This is a genomic window from Halomonas sp. CKK8 (assembly GCF_029625235.1).
In the GTDB taxonomy this organism is placed as follows: domain Bacteria; phylum Pseudomonadota; class Gammaproteobacteria; order Pseudomonadales; family Halomonadaceae; genus Halomonas; species Halomonas ventosae.
Window position 1 is genome coordinate 3,513,681 of sequence record NZ_CP121193.1, and the last position, 24,317, is coordinate 3,537,997.

The 24,317-nt window shown below is 67.9% G+C and carries 23 protein-coding genes; 12 read left to right on the forward strand and 11 right to left on the reverse strand.

The features are described 5' to 3' along the window. Positions 1-142 precede the first annotated feature (142 nt). Genes P8934_RS16570 through P8934_RS16585 form a run of 4 tightly spaced genes read right to left on the reverse strand, consistent with a single transcriptional unit; the run spans position 143 to position 2,946 of the window. Complete coding sequence (locus tag P8934_RS16570) at positions 143-1,612, reverse strand: DUF3987 domain-containing protein (protein ID WP_278031996.1); 1,470 nt, start codon at positions 1,610-1,612, stop codon at positions 143-145. Continuing rightward, a complete protein-coding gene (locus P8934_RS16575; protein ID WP_278031997.1) occupies positions 1,609-2,550 on the reverse strand; it encodes a toprim domain-containing protein in 942 nt (313 codons plus the stop codon). Before P8934_RS16575 ends, P8934_RS16570 begins: the two co-directional genes overlap by 4 nt. A gap of 1 nt (position 2,551) precedes the next feature. Further along, positions 2,552-2,734: a hypothetical protein gene (locus P8934_RS16580; RefSeq protein WP_278031998.1), complete on the reverse strand. Its 183-nt coding sequence runs from the start codon at positions 2,732-2,734 to the stop codon at positions 2,552-2,554. After that, the gene (locus tag P8934_RS16585; protein ID WP_278034054.1) at positions 2,731-2,946 is read right to left on the reverse strand and encodes an AlpA family phage regulatory protein; all 216 of its coding nucleotides are present in this window, start codon (positions 2,944-2,946) and stop codon (positions 2,731-2,733) included. Before P8934_RS16585 ends, P8934_RS16580 begins: the two co-directional genes overlap by 4 nt. 89 nt (positions 2,947-3,035) lie before the next feature. Between P8934_RS16585 and P8934_RS16590 the strand changes: the two genes are divergently transcribed. Beyond that, positions 3,036-3,434: a hypothetical protein gene (locus P8934_RS16590; RefSeq protein ID WP_278031999.1), complete on the forward strand. Its 399-nt coding sequence runs from the start codon at positions 3,036-3,038 to the stop codon at positions 3,432-3,434. A 21-nt stretch (positions 3,435-3,455) separates the two neighbouring features. Here the strand turns inward: P8934_RS16590 and P8934_RS16595 are convergent, their stop codons facing one another. Together P8934_RS16595 and P8934_RS16600 are read right to left on the reverse strand one after the other, a co-directional pair. Then, entirely contained in the window at positions 3,456-4,793 is a 1,338-nt protein-coding gene (locus P8934_RS16595; protein ID WP_278032000.1) for an integrase family protein, read from the reverse strand. A gap of 284 nt (positions 4,794-5,077) precedes the next feature. Continuing rightward, positions 5,078-5,377 (reverse strand): hypothetical protein, encoded by a 300-nt coding sequence (locus P8934_RS16600; RefSeq protein WP_278032001.1) that lies wholly within the window; start codon positions 5,375-5,377, stop codon positions 5,078-5,080. A gap of 176 nt (positions 5,378-5,553) precedes the next feature. Between P8934_RS16600 and P8934_RS16605 the strand changes: the two genes are divergently transcribed. Further along, positions 5,554-6,525 (forward strand): IS30 family transposase, encoded by a 972-nt coding sequence (locus P8934_RS16605; RefSeq protein ID WP_278032002.1) that lies wholly within the window; start codon positions 5,554-5,556, stop codon positions 6,523-6,525. Positions 6,526-6,975: 450 nt separating this feature from the next. On the opposite strand, the gene P8934_RS16610 is transcribed toward P8934_RS16605, so the two are convergent. The 4 genes from P8934_RS16610 to P8934_RS16625 all read right to left on the reverse strand — a co-directional run bounded on the left by P8934_RS16610 (position 6,976) and on the right by P8934_RS16625 (position 10,867). After that, positions 6,976-7,428 (reverse strand): universal stress protein, encoded by a 453-nt coding sequence (locus tag P8934_RS16610; protein ID WP_106232090.1) that lies wholly within the window; start codon positions 7,426-7,428, stop codon positions 6,976-6,978. 94 nt (positions 7,429-7,522) lie between these two features. Next, positions 7,523-9,019, reverse strand: a complete 1,497-nt coding sequence (locus P8934_RS16615) for a DASS family sodium-coupled anion symporter (RefSeq protein WP_278032003.1) — start codon at positions 9,017-9,019, stop codon at positions 7,523-7,525. A 50-nt stretch (positions 9,020-9,069) separates the two neighbouring features. After that, entirely contained in the window at positions 9,070-10,635 is a 1,566-nt protein-coding gene (locus P8934_RS16620) for a phospholipase D family protein (RefSeq protein WP_278032004.1), read from the reverse strand. Continuing rightward, on the reverse strand, positions 10,625-10,867 hold the full coding sequence (locus P8934_RS16625) for a hypothetical protein (protein ID WP_106232087.1): 243 nt from the start codon (positions 10,865-10,867) through the stop codon (positions 10,625-10,627). Before P8934_RS16625 ends, P8934_RS16620 begins: the two co-directional genes overlap by 11 nt. Positions 10,868-10,983: 116 nt before the next feature. On the opposite strand from P8934_RS16625, the gene P8934_RS16630 reads away from it, so the two are divergent. Beyond that, on the forward strand, positions 10,984-11,784 hold the full coding sequence (locus tag P8934_RS16630) for a TlpA disulfide reductase family protein (protein ID WP_278032005.1): 801 nt from the start codon (positions 10,984-10,986) through the stop codon (positions 11,782-11,784). Positions 11,785-11,898: 114 nt separating this feature from the next. Continuing rightward, positions 11,899-14,847 (forward strand): RNA polymerase-associated protein RapA, encoded by a 2,949-nt coding sequence (gene rapA, locus P8934_RS16635; RefSeq protein ID WP_278032006.1) that lies wholly within the window; start codon positions 11,899-11,901, stop codon positions 14,845-14,847. Between the two features lie 243 nt (positions 14,848-15,090). Here rapA and P8934_RS16640 read toward each other — a convergent pair whose 3' ends face one another. Then, positions 15,091-15,996 (reverse strand): TIGR01777 family oxidoreductase, encoded by a 906-nt coding sequence (locus P8934_RS16640; RefSeq protein ID WP_278032007.1) that lies wholly within the window; start codon positions 15,994-15,996, stop codon positions 15,091-15,093. A 106-nt stretch (positions 15,997-16,102) separates the two neighbouring features. Between P8934_RS16640 and P8934_RS16645 the strand changes: the two genes are divergently transcribed. From P8934_RS16645 to P8934_RS16680, 8 genes are all read left to right on the forward strand, one after another. Further along, a complete protein-coding gene (locus P8934_RS16645; protein WP_278032008.1) occupies positions 16,103-17,161 on the forward strand; it encodes an FAD-dependent oxidoreductase in 1,059 nt (352 codons plus the stop codon). A gap of 124 nt (positions 17,162-17,285) precedes the next feature. Further along, the gene (locus tag P8934_RS16650) at positions 17,286-18,200 is read left to right on the forward strand and encodes a MerR family transcriptional regulator (RefSeq protein ID WP_278032009.1); all 915 of its coding nucleotides are present in this window, start codon (positions 17,286-17,288) and stop codon (positions 18,198-18,200) included. 13 nt (positions 18,201-18,213) lie between these two features. Continuing rightward, positions 18,214-19,632 (forward strand): deoxyribodipyrimidine photo-lyase, encoded by a 1,419-nt coding sequence (phrB, locus tag P8934_RS16655; RefSeq protein WP_278032010.1) that lies wholly within the window; start codon positions 18,214-18,216, stop codon positions 19,630-19,632. A 28-nt stretch (positions 19,633-19,660) separates the two neighbouring features. After that, positions 19,661-20,095 carry a nuclear transport factor 2 family protein gene (locus P8934_RS16660; RefSeq protein WP_278032011.1) on the forward strand — a complete coding sequence of 145 codons (435 nt, stop codon included), beginning with the start codon at positions 19,661-19,663 and terminating at the stop codon, positions 20,093-20,095. A 25-nt stretch (positions 20,096-20,120) separates the two neighbouring features. After that, positions 20,121-20,903, forward strand: coding sequence for an SDR family NAD(P)-dependent oxidoreductase (locus P8934_RS16665; RefSeq protein ID WP_278032012.1), 783 nt, complete (start codon positions 20,121-20,123; stop codon positions 20,901-20,903). Beyond that, entirely contained in the window at positions 20,900-22,270 is a 1,371-nt protein-coding gene (locus P8934_RS16670; protein ID WP_278032013.1) for an FAD-dependent oxidoreductase, read from the forward strand. Before P8934_RS16665 ends, P8934_RS16670 begins: the two co-directional genes overlap by 4 nt. Continuing rightward, positions 22,267-23,046, forward strand: a complete 780-nt coding sequence (locus P8934_RS16675; RefSeq protein ID WP_278032014.1) for a DUF1365 domain-containing protein — start codon at positions 22,267-22,269, stop codon at positions 23,044-23,046. Before P8934_RS16670 ends, P8934_RS16675 begins: the two co-directional genes overlap by 4 nt. Then, positions 23,043-24,311: a cyclopropane-fatty-acyl-phospholipid synthase family protein gene (locus P8934_RS16680; RefSeq protein WP_278032015.1), complete on the forward strand. Its 1,269-nt coding sequence runs from the start codon at positions 23,043-23,045 to the stop codon at positions 24,309-24,311. The genes P8934_RS16675 and P8934_RS16680 overlap by 4 nt, the downstream gene beginning before the upstream one ends. Positions 24,312-24,317 lie beyond the last annotated feature (6 nt).

A 24,317-nucleotide genomic window follows, 5' to 3' on the forward strand; every position in this document is an offset into this window, starting at 1 on the left:
GGGGAAATGCGGGGGAAGCCGATATCCCTAATATGGCTGAAAACCCCGTGCCATGCGGGTTCGGTGTCTGGCGACAGGGGGGAGTCGGATTTCCCCCAACCAAAACCTCGGCAGCGGGGCCACGGCTGGAACTCTGGAGGGGTCAGCCTAGTAGCAGCTTATTGCCGACGTGTAGCAGGTCTCCCCGGTTCACCATGCCGACAATGATCCGTCTGGCGTAGGTGCTGGGCTCCGGGTTGTCCCTGAACGGTTTCACTTTCTTGACGTTCTGCACCACGTCCCTAATTGTGCGCTCGCCACGCTTATCGAACTGGCGGCGGATAGCCTCGCGTGCGGCCTCGGGGCCGATGCGCTCCATGCTCACCAGCACCGATTCGATATGCTCGGTAACGGCCATGACAAGCTCTAGCCCGGCTTCCAGATACTCGTCAGGGATCCGCGCACTATAGGGTTTGCCATGCGCCAAGCAATCGCTCAGATACATGACGGCGGAAAGCTTCATGGCTTGCATGTCCGATTTGCTCAGTATGGCGGCCATTATCATTTCGCCGTTGTCGACATGTTGGGCCAGCTTGGTCTCGATTCGGATCTTATGTTGCCGGATAAGCTCGTGCCCTTCGTCAGAAAAACTCAAGTAGTGTAGAGCGTCCAGGTCGCCGCGCTTCCCATCAGGGATGGTCTGGTAATGGGTCAGCACTGCATCCAGACTGTCCGAGAACATGGTTTGCACTTCGGGATCCGCGTGCCGGGAGTCATGCATTCGCCTCCCCAGCTTGTGGGGCTCGGCCACGAACAGGAAACGCTCGGCCAGTCCATCGCCATCGCTGTTCGTCAGGATGGTGCGGATGCTCCCTGCCTGAGCTAAAACAGTGACGGCTCCGTAAACCTCCTTTTGAAGCTTTTCCCGAGTAACTCGGGCGTTAGAATGAAACTCACCGTTAAAGCCCTTCAAGGCGAGATCGAAATTTTTTGGCCTGTCCTTCACGCCGTCACCGAACAGTTGGCGAATGGCGCCTTGTTCTGCCGATTGCAGCCAGAAATGGCCGCAAGCGGCTTTCGCCATGACCTGCTCCATTGCCTCTGGCGTGGCGTTACTGAAGGGCATTGGCAGCAGGCGCGGTTCCACCTTGTTGCCCTCCTCGCTGGCATGTTCGGCCTCCTCGGCGCGCTTGGTATTGTATTGCTTCACTCGCTTGAGCCAGGGGGTGGCAAAGCTGTTCAGCAGACGGCTTTTAGCGGTTGCGGGCGGTTGCTCTGCGACCGTGTAAAGCCCTAGCGGGAGGCGCTGCCCATCGGTATAACCGGTACAGAAAGCCATTGACACGATGCCCGAAAATGCGCCAAGTGCGGTGATGACAGCGGTTGCCTCAGGCATCTCGGTGACGCGGGCCATATCCAGCCCCAGCCGCACGATGAATGATTCTCGGCAGCTCAGTGGGATAGGGAAGGCGCCGGGGTGCTCGGGCTCAGGTATCTCGATGCCATCCAGGTCGGACTCGACTTGTTCAGAATTCTCGCCGGTTTCGATGGGCTCTTTTTCGTTGCGAGATTCGGCAAGCTTGATTTTCGAGGCTTCCACCGTCCTGTCGAAGTCGTGTTGTGCAATGCTCATACGATTGTCTCCCGGCCGAAGTACCATGGGCTCGCGAGCCACAGGTCATTAAAGTCGCTTCCTTTTTCTTCTCTGCCGGGGATCGGGGCGGGATAGATGCATTCTCCGTCAACCGCTTCTGCGGCGGCTTTTCCGTGCGTGACACCAGGGTTTTTGTCTCGGTGGTGATCGTTATCCGCAGCGATGATGATCGGCGTGTCGGGGTAACGCGCTCGAAGATTCAGCGCGACAGGTTTGAGGTTTCCGCAGTCCATTGCCGCCACCACAAATCCACCGTACGCCATGAACAGGGAGATGGCCGTGGCCACGCCTTCACAGATGACGATGCCGTCTTTCACGTGTCCAAGTGGCCAGTACGCGCCCTCCTTGGCGGTTCCAGTGAGAAAGCGCTTTTCCCCGTCAGGACTGATGGTTTGATAGCCCACAACCCTGTGGCCATCGGTCAGGAACGCCACCAGGTCCTGGCCGTCTTGGCGAAGCGTGAAGGGCGCTATGTGCTTCTTGACCAGGTAGGGATGCAGCGGGTCGGCCTCGGGCAGTCGAAGCAGGGCCTCCTGAGCCTGCGTGGCGGCCTGAGCGTGCTTCTGGGCCTTGGCTAGCCTGCGTTCCTCCTGGCGGCGCTCGGCCTCCTGGCGGGCCTTGCGGGCCGTCTCGGGGTCAGGGTTGGCGTCGGCGAAGACGTTGCGGTGCTCGCCTGTTCTCCAGTCGCCCCAGCACGCGAAATCGTGGCGGCAGACGTACCACAGCCGCTTGTTGCCGCGCTTGCCGTCGGGGTGGTCGTGGCGGTGGATCTCGCCATTGGCAATGATCTGGACATGCGCGCCGGTATGGGCGAAAATGTCGTCAGCCAATTTTGATTGCACGTCGAGTTGGCCCGCCAGAGCCTGATAGACCGCCCACGGACTGCCTCCCGTGGGCGGTTTTTTGTTGGTCGCCATGTCAGACTTCCTCGTAATTCTCGTGAAGTCGCTTGAGATACTTTCTGGCGGATTTCGACGATTCCTCACCTGGTGATAAAACAAGTTCCTCTAAAATGCGTGATAGTTCTTCGCGCTCGGCATCATCATTAACGGCGCGTTTTAGCGGATCAGCGAGTTTGAAGTTTTTTCGAAGAGGGATCATGCTTCACCCCCTTCCGCCTCGCGCAGCCACTTATCCAGCGACTCGCGACGCCAGCCCACGCAGCGCGATCCCAGCACAATCTTGCGGGGGAATCGCGGATCGCATTCGTTGAGCTCGTACAGCTTCCGCCTGCTGATCCCCGTATATTCAGCCGCCTTTTTCGGACGGAGGAACTCGGGAAAGCTTTGTCGGTCAGATGGAGGATTAATCATCACGGTTTGCTCCGGTTTGTGCTCACCTCCATGCTGCTTGATGTGATAATGGGCCGTGCTAGGGGTGGAAATTACGGGAGGGACGACAGATGCTTGACCAGTATGGTGTCGAAGGCGATTTCTTCTACGTGAACAGCGCGTCAGGCGTGAGCATGCGGACACTCGAAGCCACGTTGGGCGGCGAGACGATCGACGACGACGGCAGCATGCCGATGGCAGACTTGCCTGATCACATCGCAGGAACGATTGTTGGCAAGGCGGCGGCCAAGTATTGGATCATGGACGAGTACGAAAAACGCCGCGTTCACCCCTGCACTGATAGGTGCGCGCGTCAGATTCGCGAGAAGGTCGAGCCCGACTACTGGATGGCGAAGATCCCCCGCTGGGACCCGTCATCACTTTCGGCAGCGATCGATGACAGATACGCGGGAATCGTCAGCCGTTCGAGACACTTGAAGCGCGGACATAAAAAAAGGCCGCAACATTAGCGGCCCGGAAGGTTGATGCTTTTATCCTGATTGTCGTCGCGTCACGGTTTCGCCAAATGCAGCGATAGCGTCTCTCGCCGTTGTCGGGCAAAGGTGGCCATAATGCGATTCGATCATGGCCACTGACTTGTGTCCTGCCAGTTTTGCCACGGTTAACAGGGGCACCCCGTGGGTCACCAATGTCGAAATGAAGTGATGCCGCAAAGAGTAAAATTTAAGCTCTTCCGGCAGCCCCCCCAGCCGCTTCACGCGCGCCCATGGTCGTGAATGCGCCTGCTTGTCCAGCTGGCGGCCTGTGACAGGAGAGGGAAACACGAGTCCTTTATCCGGCTTGCCCTGCTGCTTCCACCACTCCCGCATGATTGCCAGGGGCGCCTCCGGCAGGTCCAGGGTGATCTTCGCGGGATCAGGATGATGGCGCGTCTTCTGCGGCACTTTCACCAATCGCCCGAAAGTGAGGTTCAACTCGGTCCAGGTTAGCGAATACACATCGCCAGGACGTAAGCCGGTGTATAACGAGCAGTATGCGAAGGGGACGAACCAGTGAGGATACGCCACACCATCCAGGTCCGGCAGGTGCGGCTTACCGTGGGCGCGAGAGCTGCGACGTTCCGCGCGCCGCTCCTCGGCGAGCGCCGCCAGGCCATCGTGTAGCCCCTGGATCTCCTCGGGGGTCAGCGGGCGTCGCTCCTCTGCCCGTTCTGCGCTCAACGTCTCGGCCCGCTCAGTGTCGGTTGGGGCCTCCAGGGTGACTCGCTCGAGCGGGATCTCCTCCAGCAACGGCGGATCTTGTCGGGTGGCGTGCCGCAACATCGTCTTGAGCGCTCCGAAGGCGCGCTTAAGGGTGGTGTGGGCCCTGCCCTCGGCCTCGCGCGTCTGTTGCCACTCTCGGATGTCCGCGCGCGTGAGGCTGGCCATGTCACGGTCCAGGTAGTCCCGGAAGTTGTTCTTGATGATGGCCAGGGTCTCGCCGCCGGCGCGCTTGCGGTCCTGGTAGCGCTGATAGGGCCCCTCGAGATAGGCGCGCAGGGTGCGATGTTCGGCGAGAGCTGCCGCCTGTGCCGCTTCCTGGCGTTCCCGTGCCTTGTCGGCGAGGACATCGGCCCCCTCGTGCCGCCAGGCCAAGGCCCGCTCGGCGGCTTGCTGGGGCTTCATGGCGGGATAGCGACCGACCGTGGCCACATGGCGCTTGCCCAAGGTGTCCTGGTAGCGGTAGCGCCAGCTCCCACCCTTCTTGAGCTTGATCAGGTGAAGGCCGGTGACCTTATCGCACCAAAGGGTGTCCCGCTCTCCAGCCTCGTCGAGGAAGCGGCGGGCCTGGGTGTCCGTGATACTGGTGTCGAGCTTCTTGGTCGCCATGGTCGTCTCCCGTGTGACCAATCTGTGACCATCATGGTAACACAATCACGCACAAACGTCCCCTACCATGCACAACGTATCACTTAACCACTTGTTTTTATGTGAAGGGACCTTGCCATCTGGTCATCCTATTTGCCTTCGGGAGGCAGAGGTCGTAGGTTCGAATCCTGCTACTCCGACCAGAGAACATAGTAAAAAAACCGCCACTTACGGATCATTCCGAGTGGCGGTTTTGCGTTACTGATCTTCCTGATAGCAGTTATCGCCGGATGAAGATACTCCGCTCAGCGGCGCAGTTTACGCACGTTAGACTGCGTCTTGGTGCTGTAGGGCTTCAGCGCCGCCGCCGTGATCCGTACGGGATCGGCACCGCTGGCCGCTACTACTGCCGCTCGCTCGGTCGCTGTGGCGAAAATCGTCGCCTTCTCCATCATCATGCCCATGGCATCAGGACCGGTCATCGCGCCACTGGCCATCATCATCATGCGACGGGCGATCACCTCACCGGCAGAAAGCGCCATCATGTTGTAGGAAGAGGCGACCTTCATCCACTCAAACATCATATTCATCGGGTTATTCGTCATTTCGTCTGGTACTCCTCGTCCTTTCGATCTCCGGCCTTGCCGTTTTTTCATAATATATTTCTTCGGAGAATGACTGGGCGGTCTCAATGACCAAGTGCAACACGTGACCCATCAGGTACGGTGTTGCCATGACTCACTGCTATCGCCATCTCTCTGCTGAAGACCGAGCCGCCATCATGATGATGCGAGCCACTCATTCGATCCGGGCCATCGCCACTCATCTGGGACGTGCACCGAGCACCGTGTCGCGAGAAATCGCTCGCCACACGGTCGATCCCATCAAGGGCTACGATGCCGGCCTGGCGGGCTACCGGGCTCGTCTGACGCGACATCGGCCACGTCAGCGTCCAAAGCTGAATCCCGACGGGGAGCTCTTCGAGGTGGTGGTCTACTTGCTGCGCAAGTACTGGTCACCGGAACAGATAGCCCGCACACTGAAGCGCATGTCTCCCAACGATTCACGTCGCCAGGTCTCGCATGAGGCCATCTACAACGCGCTCTATGTGATGCCCCGCGGCAGCCTCAAGAAGGAACTCATCGCCTGCCTGCGGCAGGGCAACGGCAAGCGTCGCCCACGCAGTCGTGGCAAGGATCGACGCCAGCAGATTCCCGAGCTGGTCAGCATCCACATGCGGCCGCCTGAGATCGAAGACCGCCTGATGCCTGGCCATTGGGAAGGCGATCTCATCATTGGCGCCAACAATCGCTCTGCTGTCGGTACGCTGGTGGAACGCACCACGCGCTTGGTGATCCTGGCGAAAGTGGATGGCACCACGGCCACGGCGGCAGCCGTCGGCTTCAGCGACAAGCTCAATGAAGTGCCGCGAGCCCTGCGTCTGTCTATGACCTACGACCAGGGCAGGGAGATGGTGAAGCATGCCGAGATCACGCAGAAGACCGGTACGGCGATCTACTTCGCCGACCCGCATAGCCCATGGCAGCGGGGCTCCAACGAGAACACCAACGGGCTGTTGCGGCAGTACCTGCCGAAGGGCACGGATCTCTCCGTCTACAGCCAGGAAGAACTCGACGAGATCGCCGACTCACTGAACACGCGGCCGCGCAAGACACTGGACTGGCGCACGCCGCTGGAAGTTTACGCCGAGGTGCTCAAGAAATCGGTTAGTGGCCCGAACACCCTTCAATAGCGTTGCGCTTGGAACTTGAGGCCGCCCTGGTATCAACGCCTGAACCTCGGCTTGAAGTCATCGAGGCGCAGGGTTGGTTCAAGATAGCCTTGCCGGCGATCTGTGTCGGTGCGCTGGACCACCCTCGCCACCCCGATACTTGCCCTCATGCCATGGACGCTGGACTTGTCCGGCAACGGGATAGCTTCGGCAGCCAGGCGGAGCGGATTGCCGGTCCGCTTGTGTCGCCCGACGCCCTGGGACGCCATGCCGCATGGCTTGCGCCGAGTCTATAGGGTGGCGTTACCCGGGAACACAAAGACCTTGGCCATGCACCAGCAGAGCCGGGCATGTCCTGACGACGTCATCCGAAGAAACACCGGGTGCTTATTGTCCAGGTGCGTGCCGTTTTCCTGGCACCGACCGCCTCATGAAGGGGCAAGACCATCGAGCATCCGGCCCCCTGACTCATCAGGTCACGGTGATGACGGTGCAATCGGCGGTATGGCTGACCTTGTGGGAGACGCTGCCGAATACCATGCCACGCACGTCGCTGACGCCGCGGCTGCCCATGACGATGGCATCGACGCCGAGCTCCTCGGCCTCGGCGGTGATCAGCTCCGCCGGGCGGCCCTGGCGGACCACCTCCTTGACCTCGATACCGGCGAGGTCGACGGTGGCGCGCGCCTTGTCGATCGCCTTGTGGGCCTCCTCCTTCATCCCGGCCGCCAGCTTCTCGCGCTCCTCCTCGGCATAGGGTTCGGCGACACCGCCGGTGAACAGGCCGATGTTGTCCGGCGGAAACTCGGCCACGGTCATCAGGTGCAGGACGGCGGACGTCCCCTTCGCCAGTTGGGCGGCCACCTGGAGCGCCTTCTCGGCATGGCTGGAACCGTCGACGGGAACGAGGATTGACTGGTACATGATATCTGCCCTTTCAGTGACATACCGGGATGCCCAGCGGCACCCCTCCTGAATCCTAGCCTAGACCCTGACGGCAATCCGGCAATGTCCTGGATCAAACGCTCCAGCCGAAACCTAGCACCGGCATGGCCAGGACAAATACCACCAGGGTGATGACCAGGATCGCCGCCAGTCCCACCAGGGCCCCGGCGTGCATCATCTCCGCCACGCTCAGCCGCCCGCTGCCGAAGACCACGGCGTTGGGCGGGGTCGCCACCGGCAGCATGAAGGCGCAACTCGCCGCCATGGCCACCGGCACCGAGAGCAGCAGCGGGCTGGCTCCGAGACTCACGGTCAGCGCGGCGGTCAGCGGCAGGATCGCCGCCGCGGTGGCGGTGTTACTGGTCACGTGGCTCATCAGCATCACCACCACCACGACCATCGCCACCAGTCCCCAGGTCGGCCAGGCACCGAAGGCCCCCAGCCCTTCGGCCACCGCCGCGGCCAGGCCGCTGCCCTCGATCGCCGTGCCCAGGCTGAGCCCGCCGCCGACCAGCACCAACACCCCCCAGGGCAGCTGACGGGCGCTGTCCCAGTCCATCAGGAACTGGCGCTGGCGCCAGCGGGCCGGCACCACGAACAGCAGCAGGGCCCCGATCACGGCGATGCCGGCATCGCTGAGCGGCACCTGCAGCCAGGACTCCAGCAGCGGCCGGGTGACCCAGGCCAGGGCGACGAGGGCGAAGACCGCCGCCACGCGCTGCTCGGGACGGCTCATGCGCCCCAGGTCCTCGGCCTGATCGCGGAGCATCTTCGCCACCCCGGGCAGCTCGTCATGGCTCACCGGGTAGACCCAGCGAGTCAGCAGCCACCAGGCCAGCACCAGCAGCAGCAGGGCGGGCGGCACCGCCACCAGCATCCACTGGGCGAAGCCGATCTCGATGCCGTAGTTGTCGGCCATGAAGCCGGCCAGCAGTGCATTGGGGGGCGTGCCGATCAGGGTACCCATGCCGCCGATATTGGCGGCCAGGGCGATCCCCAGCAGCAGCGTCAGGGCCATGTGGTGGCTGGCGCCCTCGCCGCCCTCCCGTTCCAGCATGGTCAGCACCGAGATGCCGATGGGCACCATCAGCGCCGCGGTGGCGGTATTGCTGACCCACATGCTCAGCGCCGCCGTGGCGACCATGAAGCCGCCCACCAGCCGGTCCGGGCGCAGCCCGGAGACGCGCAGCACCAGCATGGCGATGCGCCGATGCAGGCTCCAGCGCTGGATCGCCTCGGCCAGCAGGAATCCCCCCAGGAAGAGGAAGATCAGCGGGTTGGCATAGGGCGCCGCCACCTGGTCGATGGGCGCCACCCCCATGAGCGGCAGCACGGCCACCGGCAGCAGGGCGGTGACTGCGATGGGTACGGGCTCCAGCACCCACCAGATCGCCATCCAGGCGGTCAGCGCCACCACCTGCCAGGCCGCCGGCGGCATCTGCGCCGGCACCTCCATCAGCGCCAGCAGCAGGAAGGCCAGCGGCCCCAGCGCCAGTCCCAGCGGGACCCTGAGACGCGCCAGCCGTGACGGCGAGGCCTCCTGGGCCTCCGCGGAGATCGAATCGGTCATGGCTCCTCCCTATGGTCGGCTGCCCCAAGCATACACGGGGGAGGATGGTCTCAGAGCCAGGGCTCCAGCCCCAGCACGCCGCTGAGCCAGGCAAGGAAACGCGCGCCCGACGAGCCCGGTTCACGGTCGAGGTGGACCGGCCGGCCATCGATCAGCGTCAGCCAGTGCAGCCGCCCCCGGGCATCGAGCTCGAGGGCATAGCTCTGCTGGGGGCTCGCCCCCTCGGCCACGAACTCCATGAAGTCGTCGAAAAGCGCCTCGCTCTCGGCCAGCACCCCCACCTCGGTGTTCCACCACACCGACCGGGGATCGGCATTGGCCGAGCCCACGAAGAGCCTGTCCTGGTCGATCCCCAGCGCCTTGATGTGCAACACCGAGGCAGAGCTGCCGAGATGCTCGTCGCGCGGGTCGGTGCCCGCCTCGAGGTCACCGCGCAGCTCGAAGAGCACCACGCCGCTCGCCAGCAGCTGTGCCCGGTAGGGCGCGTAGGCGCCGTGGACGACCGGGACATCGGAGGCTTCCAGGGAGTTGGTCACCACCGTCACCTCGATGCCCGCCTCGGCCAGGGCCTGCAGCCGGCGGCTGCCCGCCTCGGTGGGCACGAAGTAGGCGGAGACCAGCAGCAGCCGCGACTCGGGGGCGACCCGGCGTGCCAGCTGGCCGGCCATGGTCTCGGCCAGCGGCGGCCGACCGCGGCGCGCCGGCTTGCCGGGCGGGTCCCAGAGGGCCTCGGCCTCCCCCCAGTGCAGGGCGTCGGCCAGCCGGCTGCGGGAGCGGCTCTCGTAGCGCTCGCGCAGGGCGCTGAAGTAGCTCGAGTCGCTGCGCGCCTCGAGCCAGGCGGCCAGGTCGTCGCGCAGCCCCTGCCAGGCGTCGGGGGCGGCCTGGCGATAGCGGCCGATGGGCTGGGCCAGGCCATGGTTCCAGTAGAGGTCGAAGCTTCGCGACAGCGGCTCCATCACCGACCCCATGACCAGAAGGTCCAGGTCGGCGAAGTTGTGCGGGGCGTTCGCGCTGTAGTACTCGTCGCCCAGGTTGCGCCCACCGACGATGCCCAGGGCGTTGTCGGCGAGCCACAGCTTGTTGTGCATGCGCCGATGCTGGCGGCCGGCCACCGGCAGCGAGGCCAGCACCCGGCTGACCAGGTGGCCCCGCCCCAGCGGCAGGGCGTTGTAGACCCGCACCTGGATGCCCGGGTGGCTGTCCATGGCGGCCAGGCGCGCATCCTGGCCGACGGCCCCGATGTCGTCGAGCAGCAGCCTCACCGTCACGCCACGCTCGGCGGCCTCCAGCACCCGGTGCAGCAGGGCCCGGGTGGTGATGCCGTCGCCCATCAGGTAGGTCTGGATGTCCAGGCGCCGCTCGGCCCGGGCGGCGAGCAGCGAGCGCACGGCGAAGGCGTCGCGGCCGTCGGCGAGCAGCGCCAGGCCGTTCAGGTCCTCGTGGGGCGCGGCCTGGTCGAGGGCCCAGCGACCCAGGCTGGTGGAGGCGACCGCCTCGGGGGTCAGGGCCGTGGTGTGCTCCCGGGCGACCGGGGAAGCGGCACAGCCGGAAAGCAGCAGGGCCAGCGCCAGCAGACCGCCACGCCACAGGCACCCCGCGGCGCGGTCAGTCCGCATCGCCGTCATCGTCGGCCAGGCGCCTCGCCATGGCCTTGCGCGCCCGGTTGCGGCGGTAGAGGCGTACCAGGGCGATCCACAGGGCGGCCGCCACCATGGCCGCCAGGGTCCAGCCCTGCCAGGGCCGCGCGGCATCCCCCATCAGGGTCTCCAGGGTGATGATCAGGATGAAACCCGTCGCCTGGCTGGCGATCGCCAGGGCGCGCAGGGTATCGAAGGCCGGTCGTGCCATGAGTGCTCCCGCTGGATGACAGCCCTGCCCGCCGGCAGTAGGCTTGGCGAAACGAACCCGCCCAGTGTACCCGCTGCGGCGCCCGCCGCCGACCTCTCGGGAGCCACCGCCACGACATGGATGCCATCGCCCTGGGGCCCGTCCTGATCGCGCTGCCACGCCTCTATGCCTTCCTTGCCGCCCTGGTCCTGCTGGCCGCCAGCGCCTTCCTTCTCGGCCTGCCCCGGGGGCGCCATGCCCGCTGGTTCAACGGCCTGCTGCTGGCCTGGCTGGTTGGTGCCCGCCTGGGGCATGGGCTGATGAACCTGGGCGCCTATGCCGAGGCGCCGCTGGACATCCTCAAGCTCTGGCAGCCCGGCTACCATGGCCTCTGGGGCCTGCTGGCCGCGCTCGGCTGGACCGCCTGGTCGCTGCGCGACCGGCTGGGGGCGATGCTGGGCGGCATGGGCCTGGCGCTGGGCGCCTCGCTGCTGTGGCTCACGCTGATCACCCTGGCCCCGCTGGGCGGCGGCATGGCCTTGCGCGAGCTGCCCGACCTCGCCCTGGAGAACCTCGACGGCGAGGAGGTAAACCTGGCCTCGCTGTCCGGTGAGCGGATCGTCGTCAACCTCTGGGCCACCTGGTGCCCGCCCTGCCGTCGCGAGATGCCACTGCTGGCCGAGGCGGACGCCCGGGAGGGGGTCACCGTGGTGATCGTCAACCAGGGCGAGGAGCTGCTGCAGGTGGTGCGCTACCTCGACGACCAGGGCCTCGACTTCGGCCATGCCTTGCTCGACCCGCGCCAGCGGCTGATGGTGCTGGCCGAATCCCCGGGCCTGCCCACCACCCTGCTCTTCGACGGCGAGGGGCGCGCCCTGGAGCAGCACGTCGGGGAGCTCACCCGCTCACGGCTTTCGACATGGCTGGAGGGGCGCTGATCGGCACGAGTGCTTAAGCCGCGCTGGGCTTTGCTGTAAGATACCGCGCCCTGTCGCCGCCGGGCCGGGTGTGGCCAGCGGCACCGAACCGATCCCAAGCATCCCCGAGGCACCATGAGCGACTTCTCTCCCGGCCAGCGCTGGATCAGCGACGGCGAGGCCGAACTCGGCCTGGGCACCATCCTCAACGTCGACGCCCGCAGCGTCACCGTGCTCTTCGGCGCCAGCCAGGAAACCCGCACCTACAGCAGCCGCAACGCCCCCCTGACCCGGGTGGCCTTCGGCAGCGGCGACCGCATCCAGTCCGCCGAGGGCTGGCAGATGACCGTCGACGACAGCAAGGAGGTCGGCGGCCTGATCGTCTACATCGGCGAGGACGACGCCGGCGAGCTGTGCGAACTGCCCGAGGCACGGCTCGCCGACACCATGCAGTTCGACCAGGCCCGCGACCGCCTGCTCACCGGCCAGGTCGACCGCAACGACTGGTTCGACCTGCGCTTTCGCACCCTGCACCACTTCCATCGCATCGAGCAGAACCCGGCACTCGGGCTCGCCGGCCCGCGCATCGACCTGATCCCCCATCAGCTCTATATCGCCGACGAGGTGGCCCGTCGCCACGCCCCGCGGGTGCTGCTGGCCGACGAGGTGGGGCTCGGCAAGACCATCGAGGCGGGACTGATCCTGCATCGCCTGCTGCTCACCGGCCGCGCCGAGCGGGCGCTGATCCTGGTGCCGGCGAGCCTGACCCACCAGTGGCTGGTGGAGCTGCTGCGCCGCTTCGCCCTCGAGGTCACCCTGCTCGACGAGCAGCAGAGCCAGGCCCATGGCGAGGCGAATCCCTTCGAGGCCGGCCAGCTGGTGCTGGCCAGCCAGGACTGGCTGTTCGCCAACCCCCATCGCCAGCAGCAGGCGCTGGCCTGCGACTGGGACCTGCTGATCGTCGACGAGGCCCACCACCTGGACTGGAGCCCGACGCAGAGCGGCCCCGGCTACGCCTGCGTGGGGCGCCTGGCCGCCCAGGTGCCCGGCATCCTGCTGCTCACCGCCACCCCGGAGCAGATGGGCCTCGAAAGTCACTTCGCCCGGCTGCGCCTGCTCGACCCGGACCGCTACCACAGCCTCGAGGCCTTCCGCGAGGAGGAGCAGCACTACGTGGAGGTGGCCGAGGCGATCGACGCCCTGGAGCGCCTGCCGGGCGAGGACGCCGACCGCGAACGCGTCGCCGCGGTGATCGCCGAGCCCGACAGCCTGGCCCTGCTCGACACCCTGGCCGACCCCGAACGCGGGGAGGACCAGCATGCCGCCGCCCGCGACCAGCTGCGCGACCAGCTGCTGGACCGCCACGGTACCGGCCGGGTGATGTTCCGCAATAGCCGCCGCCATGTGGGCGGCTTCCCCGAGCGCCGCCTGCATGTCGCCGAACTCGAGGCGCCCTCCTCCTATCGCCGGGTGCTGCGTCGCCTGGCGCGCGACGAGGACTACCTGGACGAGCTGCTGATCGAGACCGGCCTCGACCATCCCGAGGTACTGATCTACCCGGATGCCATGTACCGGGCGCTGGCCGACGACCCGCTCAACACCGAGCCCTGGTGGCAGTTCGACCCGCGGGTGACCTGGCTGCTGGAGCGCCTCGCCGACGACGGCGAGGGCGGCTTCGCCGATGACAAGGTGCTGGTGATCGCCCATGACCGCGAGACCGCCCTGGGCCTGGCCGAGGGATTGCGCGTGCTCGGCGGCTACCAGGCCCCGGTGTTCCACGAGGGGCTCTCGCTGGTGGAGCGCGACCGCGCCGCGGCGGCCTTCGCCGACCAGGAGGAGGGCTGCCAGGTGCTGGTCTGCTCGGAGATCGGCTCAGAGGGGCGCAACTTCCAGTTCTGCCGCCACCTGGTGATGTTCGACCTGCCGCTGCACCCCGACCAGCTGGAGCAGCGCATCGGCCGCCTCGACCGCATCGGCCAGCGCCATGCCATCGAGCTGCATGTGCCGGTGTTCGCCGGCAGCCCCGGCGAGAAGCTGCTGCGCTGGTACCACCAGGGCATGGACGCCTTCAGTGCGCCCCATGGCCTGGGTAGCGAGATCCATGCCGCCTTCGGCGACACCCTGGCAGACAGCCTGCTCGACGACGAGGCCCTCGAGGAAGTGATCGCGGAGACCCGGGCGCTATTCGAGGCGCGCCTGGCCGAGCGCGACGCCGGGCGCAACCGCCTGCTGGAGCTCAACGCCTGCCGACACGAGCGCGCCGATGCGGTCATCACGGCGATCCGCGAGCTCGATGCCGACAAGGCGCTGACCCGCTACCTGGACCAGGCGCTGGACATCTTCGGCGTCGACAGCCAGGAGCTGGGCGGTGACATCCTGCACCTGCAGCCGAGCCCGCAGATGCTCGACGGCCTGCCGGGCCTGGTGAAGGGCGAGGAGGGTTTCTCGGCTACCTTCTCCCGCGCCCGCGCCCTGGCCCGGGACGACGTCCAGCGCCTCTCCTGGGAGCATCCGCTGCTGCGCGAGATGATGGGCCGGATCCTCGATGGCCCCATGGGCAACACGGCGCTGGCCCTGCTCAGGCATCCCGCGATCCCCGCCGGCAGGCTGATGGTCGAGCTGGTCTTCCGCACCCACTGCCCCGCACCGAAGCGCCTGCACCTCAACCGCTTCCTGCCGCCCACCGCGGTGCGCGTGCTGCTCGACGAGTCCGGCGCCAACCTGACCGACAAGATCTCCTTTACCGGCCTCTCCAAGGCGGTGCAGAAGGTCAAGAAGGCGGTGGCCCGCGACCTGATCAAGAGCCGCCACGACCGGCTGCGCGAGCTGCTCGACGGCGCCGAGACCGAGGCCGAGCGGGAGCTGCCGAGCATCGTCGAGGCCGCCCAGGTGCGCATGCGGGCCGAGCTCGATGCCGAGCTCAGCCGCCTCGAGGCGCTCTCGCGGCTCAACCCCGCGGTCCGCGCCGACGAGCTCGAGGCGCTGCGCGCCGAGCGCGCCGAGCTGGACACCGCCATTGAGGGCGCCCGGCTGCGCCTCGATGCGGTGCGGGTGATCGTCACCGTGGGTGACGAGACGCGGTAACGCCGGCGAGTCGGGGCTGATCCGGGGGCAGGCCTGCGAGGAGGCGCTGTGAACCCCTCCCTGGGCGCTACCGATGCCATCCCTGGCATAGGACCTCCTCTTCGGCCTGTCCCCGGCGCCCCTCGATGCGTTTCGGGAGGTCTTGCAGGCTGGATAAGCCTAAGTCGCAGCCGGCGAGTGATGCCCGGTGCCCTGGCGCTTACCGGGCCCACTTGGCTGCTTGGCTGCTTGGCTGCTTGGCTGCTAGCCCAGAATATCGGCCAGGGCCTTCTCCAGCGTCGGGTACCTGAACTCGAAGCCCGCCTCGAGCAGCCGGGCCGGGCGCATGTCGGCACCGGTCAGCAGCAGCCGCGACATCTCGCCGAAGGCGGTCTCCAGGGCGATGGCCGGCACCGGCATCAGGGCGGGACGCCCCAGCTGCTTGGCCAGGGTGCGGGTGAACTCGGCATTGGTGACGGGGTGGGGGGCGCTGCCGTTGAAGGGGCCCTCCAGGTCGTCGCGTTCGAGCAGGAAGAGGATCGCGCTGACCAGGTCCTCGCGGTGGACCCAGGGCATGAACTGCTTGCCGTCGCCGAAGCGACCGCCCAGCCCCAGCTTGAACGGCGGCAGCATCTTCTGCAGGCTGCCGCCGCCGGCATCGAGCACCAGGCCGATGCGCAGCAGGGCCACGCGCACGCCGAAATCCGCCGCCTCCCGGGCGGTGTCCTCCCAGCGCTTGCAGAGGCGGTGGGCGAACTCGTCATGGGGCGGGGTCTCTTCGGTGACCTCGCGATCGCCCTGGTCGCCGTAGTAGCCCATCGCCGAGGCCGAGACCATCACCCGGGGTGTTCGGCCCTGGCTGGCCTGGAGCTGCTCGCAGAGCATAACCAGGTCGCCGGTGATGTTGACCCGGGAATCGATCAGGCGCTTCTTCTGGTTGTCGCTCCAGCGCCGGGAGGCGATCGACTCGCCGGCCAGGTTGACGATGGCGTCCGGCGGCGTGTCGACGAAGTCCAGCACCGAACGGCGGATATCAGTGCCCTCCGGCAGGCGGTCGCGCACCTGCTCCGGCTCCCGCGACACCACCAGCAGGCGATGCCCGGCCTCCTTCAGCCGCCGGCAGAGCCGCTGCCCGACGAAACCGCTGCCGCCCGTGATCAGCACTCGCATCCGGAATCCCTCCCCATGCCATTTAAGACAAGCCACCGTGAGTTATACAGCCGTTGTACACTTCTGCTAGTCTAGCGATGAACGCCGTTGACTGCACGAGATGACCATGTCCCAGCCTCCCGTTTCCACCGCCATCATCGGCGCCGGCATCGCCGGCCTCGCCTGCGGGCAGGCCCTGAGCGCAGCTGGCCTGCCGGTGCACCTCTTCGACAAGGGCCGCGGCCCCGGGGGACGCATGTCCAGCCGGCGCCTGCCGGGCGCCGTGGTCGACCTGGGCGCCCAGTTCTTCAGCGTGCGCGACCCGGCCTTCCGTCGCCGGGTCACCGCCTGGCGAGAGGCAGGCCATGTCGCCAGCTGGCCCGAGACTCTCTGGCAGGTCACCGAGACGGGCTGGCAGCCCCATCGGGACGACGTCGAGCGCTTCATTGGCACCCCGCGCATGAGTGCCGTGACCCGCCAGCTGGCCGAAGGGCTCGAGGTCACCTCCGGCACGCGCATCGCGCGCCTCGAATTCCATGACGGCCAGTGGTGGCTGCTGGACCAGGACGACGCGCGCCACGGCCCCTTCGCGCGGGTAGTGATCGCCGTCCCGACGCCTCAGGCCGCGACGCTGCTGGCGGGCCACGAGACGGCCCTGGCCGAGGCCTGCGAGGCGGTGATCCAGCGCCCCTGCTGGACGGCCTGGGCGCGTTTCGATGCGCCGCTGCCCTCCCTGCCGGGCGTCGACGACGACTGGCAGGCGGTACGCCTGGACCCTGGCCACGAGCGGGCGCCAGCCGACGATCCGCTGCGCTTCGTCAGCCGCAACGACCACAAGCCGGGCCGCCACGGCCAGGGCGAGAGCCTCAGCCTGCTGGCACGCCTGGAGTGGAGCGAGGCCCACCTCGAGCTCGGTGCCGAGGCCGTGGCCCGGGCGCTGCTCGACGGCTTCCGCGAGCGCCTGCCGCGCGGTGTCACGCTGCCCGAGCCCACCGACCTGGGCGCCCATCTCTGGCGCTACGCCCAGCCGGATGTCTTCGCCGCGGGCGAGGCCGTCAACCGCGACTATCGGCGCTCGTCCGCGGGACTGGCACTCTGCGGCGACGGCTGGCGCGGGCCGCGGGTCGAGGATGCCTGGCTCTCCGGCCACCACCTCGGCGAGGCCCTGGCGGCCGACACTCCCTGATCCCATCGCGACTGGAGACTTCCATGCCCCATGCCCTGACACTGCTCGACCTCGGCTCCAGCGCCCCACACTGGCGAGCACCCATCCCACACTGCACCGAGCAGGCAAGGGAGTCGGCACGCTCATGAATGACGAGGCAAGGCGTCCGGCCGACACCCCGCTCTATCCGATCCGCGAGGTCTCCCGGCTGACCGGGGTGAACTCCGTCACCCTGCGCGCCTGGGAGCGCCGCTACGGCCTGATCAAGCCGCAGCGCACACCCAAGGGGCACCGCCTGTATGCCCGCGAGGACATCGAGCGTGTCGAGCGCATCCTGCAGTGGCTGAATCGCGGGGTGCCGGTCAGCCAGGTGCGCGAGCTGCTCGACCAGCCGGAGAGCGCGGAGGCCCCGGCGCCGGCGGCCGGCGACTGGCCCGGCCAGCGCCGCCTGCTCATCAGCGCCGTGCAAGCGCTGGACCTGACGCGCCTGGAGGAGCTGTTCAACCAGTCGCTGGCGCTCTACCCGGTACCCACCTGCCTGGCCGAGCTCTGGCAGCCGGTGGTCCGCCAGCTCGAGGAGGGCTGGGGGGAGCAACTCGGCGACGTGCTGCAGCGCCGCACCCTCGAGACCTTCCTGCGCACCCGCATCGGTACCCGGCTGCTGCATGCCAACCGGCTGGGCAGGGGCCCGACCCTGCTGGTCGCTCCCCTGCCCGACGACCCCGCCCCGCTGTGGGTGCTGCTCACGGCCCTGGCCGCCAGCGACCGCGGCTATCGGGTCCAGCTCTTCGATGCCCCGCTGCCCTGCAGCGAGCTGCCGCTGGCGGTGGAGCGCTTCCAGGCGGCGGCCCTGCTGCTGGCCAGCGGCAAGGCGGAGAAGGCCGAGCTGGTGCGGCGCCAGTTGCCGCGCCTGGCCGAGCAGCTTGAGGTGCCGCTGATGGCCTGCGGCCCCATGGCTCGCATCCGCGAGGCCGACCTGGAGGAGACCCGGGTGGAGCTGCTCGGCGATGACCTCGGCGAGGCCATGGAGCGCCTCCAGGCCCGCCTGCCCCTACGCTGAACCGGAGCCGCCCATGACCCGCCCCGTGATCGTCTGGTTCCGCAGCGACCTGCGCATCCAGGACAATACTGCCCTGGCCACGGCTGCCCGCCACGGCCCCGTGATCGCCGTCTTCCTGCGCAGCCTCCCCCACTGGCAGCGCCACGGCCACGGCGCCAACAAGCTCGACTTCTGGGGCCGCGGGGTGGCTGCCCTGGCCGACAGCCTGGACGGCCTGGGGATCCCGCTGCTGCACCGCGACATCGACGACTTTGGCCAGGCCCCGGCGGCCCTGCTGGCCATCGCCCGGGAGACCGGCGCCGTCGGCCTGCATTTCAACCGCGAATACCCGGTGGACGAGCTGGCCCGCGATGCCGCGGTGATCAAGGCCTTCGACGAGGCGGGCCTCACCGCCAGCGGCCACCATGACGCCGTGGCCTTCGCCCCCGGCGAGCTGCTCACCGGCAAGGGCGACTACTATGGCGTCTTCACCCCCTTCGCCAGGGCCTGGCACCGCCAGCTGACGCCGGAGCGGATCGCCCTGCACGACACCCCGACGCCCCAGGCGCCCATCGGCCTCACCTCCGACCCGCTGCCCGGACTGCCCGACCTTGCCGACACGCCGATCGACGGCCGCCAGTGGCCCGCCGGCGAGGGCCCTGCCGCCGACCGCCTGGAGCGCTTCCTGCGCTTCCGGGGACGCCACTACGCCGCGCAGCGGGACTTCCCGGCGACCCCCGGCACCAGCGAGCTCTCCCCGTACCTGGCGCTGGGCATGATCTCCCACCGCCAGTGCCTGCAGGCGGTGCTGGCCGAGAACGACGGCGCCCTGGCCGAGGGCGACGCCGGCCTCACGGCCTGGGTCAACGAGCTGGTATGGCGGGAGTTCTACCGCCACGTGGCCGTCGGCTTCCCGCGGGTCTGTCGCCATCGCCCCTTCCAGCGCCATACCGAGGGGCTTGCCTGGCGCGACGACGAGGCCGGCTTCGCCGCCTGGTGCGAGGGACGCACCGGCTACCCCGTCGTCGATGCCGCCATGCGCCAGCTCGTGGCGACCGGCTGGATGCACAACCGCCTGCGGATGGTCACCGCCATGTTCCTCGCCAAGCACCTGCTGATCGACTGGCGCCGCGGCGAGGCCTTCTTCCTGCGCCACCTGGTGGACGGCGAGTTCTGCGCCAACAACGGCGGCTGGCAGTGGGCCGCCTCCACCGGCACCGATGCCGCCCCCTACTTCCGCATCTTCAACCCCACCACCCAGTCCACGCGCTTCGACCCCGAGGGCCGCTTCCTCGCCGAGTGGCTGCCGGCGCTGGCCGACCTGCCGGCGAAGGCCCGCCATGCCCCCTCCCGGGACCTGCTGGGCCGGGTCGACTATCCGCCCCCCATCGTCGACCACCGGGCCGCCCGAGCCCGCGCCCTGGAGGCCTTCAAGGCCCTGAACGCTTCATAACGCCCACCCCGACACGGGAGACCCTGCCATGCGCCAGGCACCTGATCTGGAGACCTTCTGCGCCTTCTTCAATAAACTGGACAAGACCTATACAAAGAAGCTATACGAGGTATACACTGACGACGTCGACTTCATCGACCCGCTGCACCACATCAGGGGCCGGGAGGCGCTGGAGACCTACTTCGCCACCCTGTACGACAACGTGACATCGTGCCACTTCACCTTCCACGAGACGCTGCAACGGCACGACACGGCGTTCGTCACCTGGACGATGCACCTGGTGCATCCCCGCCTCGACGGCGGGCGCGGGGTGGAAGTCGAAGGCTGCTCGCACCTGCACTTCGCAGACGACGGCCGGGTGGCCAGGCACCGCGACTACTTCGATGCCGGCGCCCTGCTCTACGAGCGCCTGCCCCTGCTGGGGGGCGCGATACGACTGGTGAAGCGACAACTGGCCCGATGACGGCCGACGAGAATGGGGAAAGACCATGACCACAGCGAGCGACAGGCAGCGCATCTGGCTGACCGGGGCCACCTCGGGCATCGGCCGCGCCCTGGCTGAACGCCTGCTCGAACAGGGGCACCGGGTGGCGCTCAGCGCACGTAGCGAGCCGGCGCTGCAGGAGCTCGCCGCCGGTCGCGACAACGCCCTGCTGCTGCCCCTGGACGTGGCCGACCGCCAGGCCGTGCGCCTGGCCGGCGAGCGGCTGGGCGAAGCCTTCGGCGGCCTGGACCTGGTGATCCTCAATGCCGGAACCTGCGAGTACCTGGACGCCCGCGACTTCGATGTCGACTTGGTCGAGCGGGTCTTCGCCCCCAACTTCTTCGGGGCCGTCTATGGCGTCGAGGCCGCCCTGCCCCTGCTGCGCCGGGCCCGTGCCGAGGGTGGGCATCCGCTGCTGGCCGCCACATCCAGCGCCGCGGCCTACCTGCCGCTCCCTCGGGCCGAGGCCTACGGTGCCTCCAAGGCCGCGCTGAGCCACTTCCTGGAGTCGCTGCGCCTCGACCTGGACGCGGAAGGCATCGGAGTGAGCCTGATCCACCCCGGCTTCGTCAAGACACCGCTGACTGACCGCAACGACTTTGCCATGCCCATGCGCGTGAGCGTCGACGAGGCCGCCACGGCGATTCTCGACGGCCTCGCCAGGCGCCGCCTGGACATCCATTTCCCGCGACGCTTCACGCTGCTGGTGCGGCTGGCGGGCATCCTCCCCCCGGGCCTGCGCCATCGCCTGGGCCTGCGCATGACCCGCCAGGAGACCCGCCCATGACCGCCTCGTTCACCCCGTCCCACCCGCCCCGCGACGCCCGACGGGCTGCCGCCCAACGCATTGCCGTGATCGGCAGCGGCATCGGCGGCATGGCCGCTGCCTGGTACCTGTCGAGCCGCCACGAGGTGACACTGTTCGAGGCCGCCGACCGCCTGGGTGGCCATACCGCCACCATGGACGTGGAACTCGAGGGGCGCCACTACGCCATCGACACCGGCTTTATCGTCTTCAACGACTGGACCTACCCGCACTTCCAGCGGCTGCTGGCGCGGCTGGGCGTGGCCAGCCAGCCCACGGAGATGAGCTTCTCGGTGCATGAGACGGCTCGCGACTTCGAGTACAACGGCCACACCCTAGCGAGCCTCTTCGCCCAGCGCCGCAACCTGCTGCGCCCCAGCTTCCACCGCCTGCTGCGCGACATCCTGCGCTTCAACCGCGAGGCGACCCGGGCGCTGGAGGAGGGCCAGCTCGATCCCACCATGACCCTGGGCGCCTGGCTGGATGCCAACGGCTTCGGCGACGACTTCCAGCACCACTACCTGCTGCCCATGGGCGCGGCGATCTGGTCGGCCAGCATCCGGGATCTGCGTGACTTCCCGCTGCTGTTCTTCGTGCGCTTCTTCCGCCACCACGGCCTGCTGTCGATCAACGACCGCCCCCAGTGGCACACCCTGGTAGGCGGCTCGCGCAGCTACATCCCGGCGCTGACCGCGCCCTGCGTCGGCCGTATCCACCTGGCCACCCCGGTGCGCGGCATCCGCCGCCATGCTGACTGGGTCGAGGTGCGCACCGCGGACGGCGTCCAGGCCTTTGACCAGGTGGTGCTGGCCTGCCACGCCGACCAGGCGCTGGCGATGCTCGACGACCCGAGCGCCGCCGAGCGCGAGATCCTCGGCGCCCTGCCCTACGCCGACAACGAGGTGGTGCTGCACACCGACACCCGGCTGCTGCCGCGCCGCCGGCGCGCCTGGGCGAGCTGGAACTACCGGCTGGATGGCCGCGGCGACGACGCCCGGGTCTCGGTGACCTACGACATGAACATCCTGCAGCGCATCAGCGCCCCGCATACCTTCTGCGTGACCCTCAACGACAGCGCCGCCATCGACCCCGCCAGGGTGCTGGGCCGCTATACCTATGCCCATCCCCAGTTCACCCTGGCCGGCCAGGCGGCCCAGGCCCGCCACGGCGAGATCTCCGGCCCCGAGCAGCGCACACACTACTGCGGCGCCTACTGGCGCAACGGCTTCCACGAGGACGGGGTCTGGAGTGCGCTGCGTGTGGCCCAGGCCCTGGGTTGCGACGAGGACGACCGCCGCGAGGGTCCGTCGCCCATGGCGGCCCCGGCCGCCGAGGAGCAGGTGGCATGATTCGCTCGCCGCGCTCGCGCATCTACCGGGGGACCCTGCGCCATCGCCGCTTCCTGCCGCGGCCCCACGCCTTCGAGTATGGGCTGTGGATGGCCTGGATCGACCTCGACGAGCTCCCGGAGCTTTTCGACGGCGTGCCCGGCTTCAGCGCCCGGCGCCCGGCGCTGGCGCGCTTTCGCCGCGAGGACTACCTGGCCCCCCACGATCGCCCCCTCAAGCAGGCGGTGCGCGAGGAGCTCACGCGCCAGCTGGGCAGCGCGCCGGACGGGCGAATCTGCGTGCTGACCCAGCTGCGCACCCTGGGGCTGGGCTTCAACCCGGTATCGCTCTACTACGCCTACGATGCGCGCGGAGAGCTGCGCGCGGTGCTCGGCGAGGTGAGCAACACGCCCTGGGGGGAGCGCACCCGCTATGCCTGCGCCGTGTCGCCTCGCCGCCATGGCCATGTCGCAGAGTTCGACAAGGTCATGCACGTCTCGCCCTTCAACCCCATGGACATGACCTACCGCTGGCGCTTCGATACCCCGGGCGACGCCCTGTCGATGCACATGGAGAACTGGAAGGATGGCGAGCGCCACTTCGACGCCACTCTGACCCTGCAGGCCCGCCCGGCGACCCGCGGCGTGCTGCTGGCCACCCTGGCCCGCCAGCCGTGGATGAACCTTAAGACCCTCGCCGGCATCCACTTCGAGGCGCTGCGGCTCTGGCTCAAGCGCATTCCCGTCCATGACCACCCCGGCCAGGACCACCCTTCCCGTGAGGAGAGCTCGTCGTGAACACCCTTCGCTCCGCCACTGCCCGCCCCCTGGCACCCGAGGGCGACCGGCTGACCCGCTGGCTCAAGCCCCGGGTGCTGGCCCAGCTCGACCGCCTGGAGGGCGGCAACATCACCCTGATCGACGGCCACCAGCGCCACCAGCTGGGCCAGGGAGGGCCGCTGCGGGTCACCCTGGTGGTGCGCCACCACCGTGCCTGGAAGCGCCTGGCCTTGGGTGGCACCGTGGGCGCCGCCGAGTCCTACATGGAAGGGGACTGGGATGCCGACGACCCGGTGGCCCTGGTGCGGCTGTTCGCCGCCAACCTGGAACGGGTCAACGGCGAGATCGAGAATGGCCCGGCGCGCCTCGGGCGCTGGCTGCTCGGGGCCCTCTACGGCCTGCAGCGCAACAGCCTGCGCGGGTCGAAGCGCAACATCGCCGCCCACTACGACATCGGCAATGCGCTGTTCGCCACCTTCCTCGACCAGGACCACCGCATGTACTCCAGCGCGGTCTTCCCCCACCCCGAGGCGAGCCTGGAGGAGGCCTCGACCCACAAGCTCGACCTGATGCTCGAGAAGCTCGATGTCCAGCCCCATCACCACCTGCTGGAGATCGGCACCGGCTGGGGCGGGCTGGCCATCCATGCGGCGAAGACCCGCGGCTGCCGCGTGACCACCACCACCATCTCCGCGGAGCAGCACGCCTTCACGGCACGGCGCATCGAGGAGGAGGGGCTGGGCGAGCGCATCACCCTGCTCCAGCAGGACTACCGGGAGCTTTCCGGCCAGTACGACCGGCTGATCTCGGTGGAGATGATCGAGGCGGTGGGCCACCAGTATCTGGGCACCTACCTGGCGACCCTGGACCGGCTGCTCACCGATGACGGCCAGGCCATGCTGCAGGCGATCACCATTCGTGACCAGCGCTACGAGGCGGCCAAGCGCGAGATGGACTTCATCAAGCGCTACATCTTCCCGGGGGGCTTCCTGCCGTCGCACCGCGCCATCCTCGACGGCCTGACGCGCCAAACCTCGCTCAACGTCATCGACCTGGACGAGATCGGCCTGCACTACGCCCGCACACTGCGCGAGTGGCGCCACCGCTTCGAGGCCAGCCTGGAGACCGTGCGCCGACTCGGCTATGACGAGCGCTTCATCCGCATGTGGCGCTACTACCTCTGCTACTGCGAGGGCGGCTTCCTGGAGCGCACCATCGGCACCTGCCAGCTGCTGCTGGCCAAGCCCGGCGCCCGGCCGGCCCCGCTCACCGGGGCGGCGTGACCCGCG